Source organism: Anaerobacterium chartisolvens (assembly GCF_003337415.1).
GTDB lineage: Bacteria > Bacillota > Clostridia > Acetivibrionales > DSM-27016 > Anaerobacterium > Anaerobacterium chartisolvens.
In genome coordinates this window covers 1-1,274 of record NZ_QPJT01000080.1, presented here as the reverse complement: position 1 = coordinate 1,274, position 1,274 = coordinate 1, and the positions used below count along the sequence as shown (strand labels likewise).

At 31.7% G+C, this 1,274-nt stretch carries 1 protein-coding gene; it reads right to left on the bottom strand.

Features of this window, described 5'->3' with window-relative positions; genetic code table 11:
• Positions 1 to 1,214 (bottom strand): IS4 family transposase (locus DFR58_RS21610; RefSeq protein WP_147273240.1); only part of this gene is annotated, 1,214 nt, incomplete at its 3' end.
• Positions 1,215 to 1,274 lie beyond the last annotated feature (60 nt).

Genomic DNA, 1,274 nt, shown 5'->3' with positions numbered 1-1,274 from the left:
TCCCTTCGGGGAAAACTTCTATCTGGCCGTATTGGAACAAGATTTTTTGTAATGTTTTTCATCGCTTTATCAAATAGCATTGTTCGGATTTCCGCATCATCTTCATAAAAACACTCTATTAATGTTCGTGTCATTTTTGGTATTAATATATTCATGTTTACTTTATATTCATATTTCAAACCTTCTTTATTTAGTGCTGCATTCTCATTAGCTTCAGCTTTTGCCATAGCCATAAGGTTTGATAAATATATAGTTGCATAAAAATCCTGCATTATAGCTATTTGATTAACTCCTGAAAAGTTTTCAAGTTCATATCTACCTTTTAATTGGCTATACTTAACTTCTATGCCCCAACGTTTAAAATATAGAGCCTTGAAGTCTTCAGTAGTAAATGCCGCGTCCATAATATTTGTAACTAACTTCTCTATTTCACCCGTTGGCAAAACAACATTAATAATCCGAAGTGTTAAAGAGTTATTTTTATGAATGAGTGTAACTAGCTGGTCTGGCTCATTTGCATTATCCAACTCGGGCTGAAACTTATTAACCTTTACCCTCATTAAGTACTTCAAATTCTTGCTTTCTAAAAAGTCAAACATATCTTTTGACGGGTAGCCTCTATCAAATAATAGCAAATCATTTTTAAACCCTTTTGACTCAAGTCTTTTAATAAGTTCTTTTGCCAAATCTCTTTCCGCTGCTTTCCATGTTCGAATGTCTGATTCAAGTATATAATCATTTTCTATGTCATATATTACAGAAAACATAGCCCTGGCCTGCTGCCTATCACTCTGATTATGATAGTATCCAAAATAATCTCTATTACTAATAGTATTTGGAATTTCCGTAATGCTACCATCAATTGAAAGCAATCTATAACCTTTATATTTTTTAAAGTTATCATCATTATAAAACCAGCTAATGTAGCTATCATTAAGCTGCATAAAGGCATCAGGCTTAATCTTTTGTCTAAGTTGCGAAAATGCTTGCTTTGTCATAGTAATCTCTCCACCTAAAAGTTCAAACCATTCATCTATCTCTATCTGCAGAGTTTTTTTCAAACCTTTTAAAATAAAAAATATTGCATCCCTAAAACTCATTTTAGCAGATTCTTTTATAAAATACGAACTCTTCGCACGGTTTTCCATCATAAAAATTGGATCATTTATTTGCTTTCTAGCTATTTCAAGAGAATTTATGAAGTTCTTAGACATCTTTGTCACCCAATACTTAAGAAGATATACCTTCAAAAAAAGGTATCCATCTCAATTATT